This window comes from Kurthia massiliensis, assembly GCF_000285555.1.
GTDB lineage: Bacteria > Bacillota > Bacilli > Bacillales_A > Planococcaceae > Kurthia > Kurthia massiliensis.
In genome coordinates this window covers 308,481-314,480 of record NZ_HE610997.1, presented here as the reverse complement: position 1 = coordinate 314,480, position 6,000 = coordinate 308,481, and the positions used below count along the sequence as shown (strand labels likewise).

Annotated in this window: 7 protein-coding genes; 6 read left to right on the top strand and 1 reads right to left on the bottom strand. The window is 39.2% G+C overall.

Going from position 1 to position 6,000, the window contains the following annotated elements; all coding sequences use genetic code 11:
- Positions 1-5 precede the first annotated feature (5 nt).
- Positions 6-983 (bottom strand): DUF1385 domain-containing protein, encoded by a 978-nt coding sequence (locus tag KMHG_RS05890; protein WP_010287859.1) that lies wholly within the window; start codon positions 981-983, stop codon positions 6-8.
- A gap of 149 nt (positions 984-1,132) precedes the next feature.
- On the opposite strand from KMHG_RS05890, the gene aroQ reads away from it, so the two are divergent.
- From aroQ to KMHG_RS05860, 6 genes are all read left to right on the top strand, one after another.
- A complete protein-coding gene (aroQ, locus tag KMHG_RS05885; protein WP_010287858.1) occupies positions 1,133-1,564 on the top strand; it encodes a type II 3-dehydroquinate dehydratase in 432 nt (143 codons plus the stop codon).
- Positions 1,565-1,577: 13 nt separating this feature from the next.
- Positions 1,578-2,636: a M24 family metallopeptidase gene (locus tag KMHG_RS05880; protein WP_010287852.1), complete on the top strand. Its 1,059-nt coding sequence runs from the start codon at positions 1,578-1,580 to the stop codon at positions 2,634-2,636.
- 27 nt (positions 2,637-2,663) lie between these two features.
- Positions 2,664-3,221, top strand: coding sequence for an elongation factor P (gene efp / locus KMHG_RS05875; protein WP_010287847.1), 558 nt, complete (start codon positions 2,664-2,666; stop codon positions 3,219-3,221).
- Positions 3,222-3,566: 345 nt separating this feature from the next.
- Entirely contained in the window at positions 3,567-4,085 is a 519-nt protein-coding gene (gene accB / locus KMHG_RS05870; RefSeq protein WP_010287845.1) for an acetyl-CoA carboxylase biotin carboxyl carrier protein, read from the top strand.
- Between the two features lie 14 nt (positions 4,086-4,099).
- A complete protein-coding gene (accC, locus tag KMHG_RS05865; RefSeq protein WP_010287840.1) occupies positions 4,100-5,452 on the top strand; it encodes an acetyl-CoA carboxylase biotin carboxylase subunit in 1,353 nt (450 codons plus the stop codon).
- Between the two features lie 22 nt (positions 5,453-5,474).
- Entirely contained in the window at positions 5,475-5,879 is a 405-nt protein-coding gene (locus KMHG_RS05860; protein ID WP_010287837.1) for an Asp23/Gls24 family envelope stress response protein, read from the top strand.
- Positions 5,880-6,000: the final 121 nt, after the last annotated feature.

Genomic DNA, 6,000 nt, shown 5'->3' with positions numbered 1-6,000 from the left:
TTTTTTTATGCTTGTTTTTCAACTGGGTGCATATGTTCATCTGTATTTAATGTATGAATGATAGATGGATCTTGCTCAACTTCGCGTAATTTATTAAATGAAGCAATCGCAATTTCTACTTGATCGTCTGTTGGCTCTTTTGTTGTTAATAGTTGTAGCCATAAGCCAGGGTAACCGAGGATGCGTAATATGGGAATGTTACGACATGCATTTGTCGCTTGTAGTACTTCGAATGACACGCCAAGGACGACTGGAATTAAAATGATACGGTTGACGATACGTAACCAAAATGGATCACTCGGTACGAAGAAATAAATAATCATGCCGACGAATACTGTAAATAAAATAAAGCTAGAACCACAACGATAATGTAGGCGCGTTTGTTTTTGAACGTTTGCTACAGTTAATGGCAAGCCATTTTCAAAGCAATTGATGACTTTATGTTCAGAACCGTGGTATTGAAAGGTCCTTTTAATAATAGGTGTTAAAGATACTAAATAAATGTAGCTTAGGAGTAGCACTAATTTAAACAAACTTTCCAGTAATACTTGTGCAACATGCCCAGGAAAAATGCCGTGAAATGCCTGTGCTAAAAATACCGGAATTAATGTGAAAATAAATTTACCAAATAAAAATGATAACACACCAATTGCTGCAACACCGAGCCATATTTGCATTTTACTAGGTTGTGCTTGGTCGGCTAATGCTTGTTGTTCTTCACCTGGATTGACGTTGTAGCGATCACTCGCAAATTGTAAATGTTTTGAGCCGTTCGCTGCTGACTCAATAATAGCGACAATTCCGCGAACGAAAGGTACTTTTTTCAATTTTTGTAGCGTCGGGTTTTGCTTGCGCTCTGCGTAATAATAATCAACAGAACCGTCATTGCGACGAATGGCTGATACTGTATGCTTACCGCCACCCATCATAACGCCTTCTACTAGTGCTTGACCGCCGTAAATCGGTGGTTTTGATTCACTCATATAAAACACCGCTCTCTTATGTAAGTTCAAACTGCTTTTATTGTACTAAAAACATGACAAATTCTCTACAAAAAGCGTCTTCTAATACTTCAATATCCGAAATAATGTGCTAAAATGTAAGAATAAACTGAAAAAAGGAAGTGTCGTACGTGAAATACTTATGTTTAAATGGGCCAAACTTACAACGTCTTGGAAAACGCGAGCCTGATATTTACGGCCATGAAACGCTAGCGGATATTGAACGTGATTTACGCGCACTAGCTGCTGAATTTGGCGCAGAACTTGAATTGAAACAATCAAATCATGAAGGGCAATTGATCGATTGGATTTATGAAGCTGAAGATGGCGATATTGATGGTATTATTTTTAATCCAGGGGCGTATACACATACGAGTGTTGCACTTCGCGATTGTATCGCAGGGGTAGAAGTGCCGGTAATAGAAGTTCATATTTCAAACGTACATAAGCGTGAAGCATTCCGCCATCATTCTTATTTAGCACCTGTATGTGTTGGTCAAATTACAGGACTGGGCACATTCGGTTATCAAGCAGCTTTACGCATGTTTTTACAAACAACATAAAAGGGGAATTAAAATGAAAGTACAACAATTACGCGATCAGTTCGCGGCACACAATATCGATGCGATGCTCGTAACGAATCCAATTAACGTATCTTACTTATCAGGTTTTACAGGAGATGACAGCTACATTTTAATCACACAAAATGAAGCAATCTTTTTAACAGATGCACGTTATACAGAGCAAGTGAAGCATGAAACGTCAGGTTTCCGCCTTGTAGAACGTAAATCTACTTTATTAGAAGAAGTCGTTCGTGAAGTAAAAACAGCGGGCTTAAAAGCAGTTGGTTTTGAAAAAGAATATGTTACATTTGCGATGTATCAGCTATTTGATAAGTATATTGACGCGCAAATCGTTGGTGTAGGTGGGTTAATTGAAAAATTACGCTTGATTAAGACGCCAGAAGAGATTAATATTATAAAGGTCGCTTGCGGCATTGTTGACGATACATTTGAACATATTTTACAATTCATTCAACCAGGTATGACAGAATTACAAGTATCAACTGAAATGGAGTACTACATGCGCAAACTTGGCGCAAAAAGTTCTTCATTTGATACAATTGTTGCCTCTGGATGGCGCTCAGCATTGCCACATGGCACAGCAACTGATAAAATAATAGAAAAAGGTGACATTGTCACTTTAGACTTTGGCGCCCTATACAATGGCTATATTTCTGATACAACACGTACAATTGCTGTCGGGGAGCCTTCAGATCAACTGAAGGAGATTTACGACATTGTTTTAAATGCCCAAATCCGCGGTGTCGAAGCTTTAAAACCAGGAATGACTGGTGTCGAAGCTGATGCAGTCGCACGCGATTATATTACGAAAAATGGTTATGGGGAAGCTTTTGGTCATTCAACAGGTCATGGGATTGGTCGAGAAGTACATGAAGCCCCAGCATTATCATATCGCTCAGGCTATACGTTAGCGCCAGGGATGTGTGTTACTTGCGAGCCAGGCATTTATATTCCAGGTGTCGGTGGCGTCCGTATTGAAGATGACGTATTAATCACTGAGACAGGACATGAATTGCTGACTCATGCCAAAAAAGATTTAATTATCTTATAAACGAGATAAATTGGAGGAAATTTAGTAATGATTTCAGTAAACGAATTTAAAACAGGCTTAACAATTTTAGTAGAAGGAAACCTTTTCCGTGTTATCGAATTCCAACACGTAAAACCAGGTAAAGGCGCAGCTTTCGTACGTTCTAAATTACGTAACTTACGTAACGGCAACGTAACTGAAAAAACTTTCCGTGCTGGTGAAAAAGTAGAAAAAGCACAAATCGACAACCGTAAAATGCAATACCTTTACGCTTCAGGCGGTCAACACGCGTTCATGGATATGGAATCTTACGAACAAATTGAAATCCCAGAAGAACAATTAGAATACGAATTAAAATTCTTACTAGAAAACATGGAAGTATTCATCATGAGCTACGAAGGCGAAATCCTTGGTATCGATCTTCCAAACACAGTAGAATTAGTTGTATCTGCAACTGAACCTGGTATTAAAGGTGATACAGCTACTGGTGGTTCTAAACCAGCAACACTTGAAACTGGTCTTGTAGTCAACGTACCATTCTTCGTAAACGAAGGCGACAAACTAGTTATCAACACTGCTGATGGTTCTTACGTATCTCGTGCGTAAGCAAAGCTAGGGTAAAACCTCTCATATTTCATGAGAGGTTTTATTTTAACGTAAAATTAGCACCAAGTAATACAATCTGATTTTAATTCCTAATAACTAAAAACTGTTGCAGTACAGAAGAAATGTTATCGTTTTAGGCTGATCGTAATATCGCTTTCATTTATAGGGAATATACAAAAAATTAATTGTAAATATTATGAAAATAAAAATAAAAGTTAATTAGTGCGTTAAAATTCTAATTTATTGATACTTTTATCTAAATTAAGCTAAAGTGTTACAATTTTCCGAAAAAGGATGTACAATAGGTTTTGTATTATAATACACAGACGTTAGGGGAGTAATGTTATGTTAAAAATTCAAGAGATTCGTGAAATCATCAAATTAATCGATTCATCATCAATCGACGAATTCACTTTAAACGAAGAGGGTACAAAATTAAAACTTAAAAAGAACGCTGGCCAAGTTGTCGTAGCAGAAGCGCCTAAAGCGGTAGCTCAAGCAGTTGCACCACAAGCGCCTCAAGCTCCTAAAGCAGAAGCAGCTCCAGCACCACAAGCAGCTCCAGCGGCTCCTAAAGCAGAAGCAGCTCCAGCACCAAAAGCGGAAGCTACAACTGATGCGAACTTACATAAAATCGTATCTCCAATGGTTGGTACTTTCTATCAATCTCCAGACCCAGATTCTCCAGCATTCGTGAAAGTTGGCGATCAAGTGGGAGAAGAATCAGTAGTATGTATCGTTGAAGCAATGAAACTATTCAACGAAATCGAAGCTGAAGTAACAGGCGAAATCGTAGAAATCCTTGTCAAAGATGGCGAGTTAGTTGAATACGGTCAACCTCTATTCCTAGTTAAAGAAGCCTAAGGGGGAGAACTTCGATGAAAAAAGTATTAATTGCCAACCGTGGCGAAATCGCGGTACGTATTATCCGTGCTTGTAAAGAATTAGGCATCGAGTCAGTAGCGGTTTATTCTGAAGCTGACAAAGACGCACTTCACGTACAATTAGCTGACGAAGCATATTGCATTGGACCAAAATCATCATCTGATAGCTACTTACGTATCGATCGCTTAATCACTGTAGCGAAAAAAGTAGGTGCTGATGGTATCCATCCAGGTTACGGTTTCCTTGCAGAAAACGTTGACTTCGCATTAGCTTGTGAAAACGAAGGAATTACATTCATCGGACCAAAATCAGACTCTATTAAAGTAATGGGTATTAAAGACGTTGCACGTGACACGATGGCGGCAGCTAACGTGCCATTAGTTCCTGGTACAGGTATCGTTCCTGATATTGAAACAGGTAAAGAATGGGCAGCAAAAATTGGTTACCCAGTAATTATTAAAGCAACAGCAGGCGGCGGCGGTAAAGGTATCCGTGTTGCACGTACTGAAGAGGATTTAGTAAAAGGTATTGAGATTACACAAAAAGAAGCAGCAGCTGCTTTCGGTAATCCAGGGGTGTACCTAGAAAAATTCATCGAATACTTCCGTCACTGCGAAATTCAAGTATTAGCAGATAACTACGGCAACACAATTCACTTAGGTGAACGTGACTGTACAGTTCAACGCCGTATGCAAAAATTAGTCGAAGAAGCACCGTCTCCAGCATTATCTGAAGAACGTCGTGCAGAAATGGGTGAAGCAGCAGTGAAAGCAGCGTTAGCATGTGGCTACCGTGGTGCTGGTACTTGTGAATTCATTTACGACTATACAGAAGATAAATTCTACTTCATGGAAATGAATACACGTATCCAAGTAGAACACCCAGTAACTGAATTAATCACTGGTGTAGACTTAGTTGAATGGCAACTAAGAATTGCATCTGGTGAAGAATTAGTGTATAAACAAGAAGATGTGAAAGTGAATGGTTGGGCAATCGAATGCCGTATTAACGCAGAAAACCCATACAAAAACTTCATGCCTTCAGCTGGTAAAGTAGATACTTACATCACACCAGGTGGTATCGGTGTTCGTATCGACTCAGCAATGTACGCAGGTTACACGATCCCTCCATACTACGATTCAATGGTTGCAAAACTAATCGTACATGCGGATACTCGTGAAAAAGCGATCGCAAAAATGCACCGTGCATTAGGCGAGTTCGTTGTAGAGGGTCCTGGTATTAAAACAACAATTCCTTTCCATAAGAAATTAATGGAGAACGAAGTATTCAAATCAGGTAAATTCAATACGAAATTCCTTGAAGAAAACGACGTTCTAAATTCATAAGAATAGGAAGGGGCATGAAAAAATGGCTGAACAAGTTGTGAAATCATTACCTCAAATGACACCAGCAGGTAAAGAAGAACTAGGCAGTATTGAAGTCGCGCCAGAAGTCATTGAAGTTATTGCAGGTATTGCAACTACAGAAGTAGAAGGAATCTTCGGAACACGAGGAAACTTTGCATCAGGCGTAGCTGAAAAATTCGGTAAAAAAGTACACGGTAAAGGGATCAAAACAGAATGGACTGCAGATGGTCTAATCATTGATGTATATTGTGTCGTACAATACGGTGCTCAAGTAGCGAAAGTTGCTGCGAAAGTACAACGCCAAATCCGTGAATCAATCGAAAACATGACAGCATTAACGACGAAAGAAGTTAATGTGCATATTACTGGTATTCAATTCGAGCAAGAGCAACAAAAAGCTGAATAACTTGTGCCCGGTAAGAAGGAGTTGCCCATTGTGGCGGCTCCTTTTTTTAGTGGAGATTTGCTAGATTGTGTTCGGTGAATGATGCAAAAATCCGAAAGTTGCATTCGAACTGCACATATTC

Excerpts from the sequence above, each read along its gene's own strand:
- KMHG_RS05880 (WP_010287852.1), top strand. The coding sequence starts at position 1,578 with ATGAAAGTACAACAATTACGCGATCAGTTCGCGGCACACAATATCGAT.
- efp (WP_010287847.1), top strand. The coding sequence starts at position 2,664 with ATGATTTCAGTAAACGAATTTAAAACAGGCTTAACAATTTTAGTAGAA.
- accB (WP_010287845.1), top strand. The coding sequence starts at position 3,567 with ATGTTAAAAATTCAAGAGATTCGTGAAATCATCAAATTAATCGATTCA.
- KMHG_RS05890 (WP_010287859.1), bottom strand. The coding sequence starts at position 983 with ATGAGTGAATCAAAACCACCGATTTACGGCGGTCAAGCACTAGTAGAA.
- KMHG_RS05860 (WP_010287837.1), top strand. The coding sequence starts at position 5,475 with ATGGCTGAACAAGTTGTGAAATCATTACCTCAAATGACACCAGCAGGT.
- accC (WP_010287840.1), top strand. The coding sequence starts at position 4,100 with ATGAAAAAAGTATTAATTGCCAACCGTGGCGAAATCGCGGTACGTATT.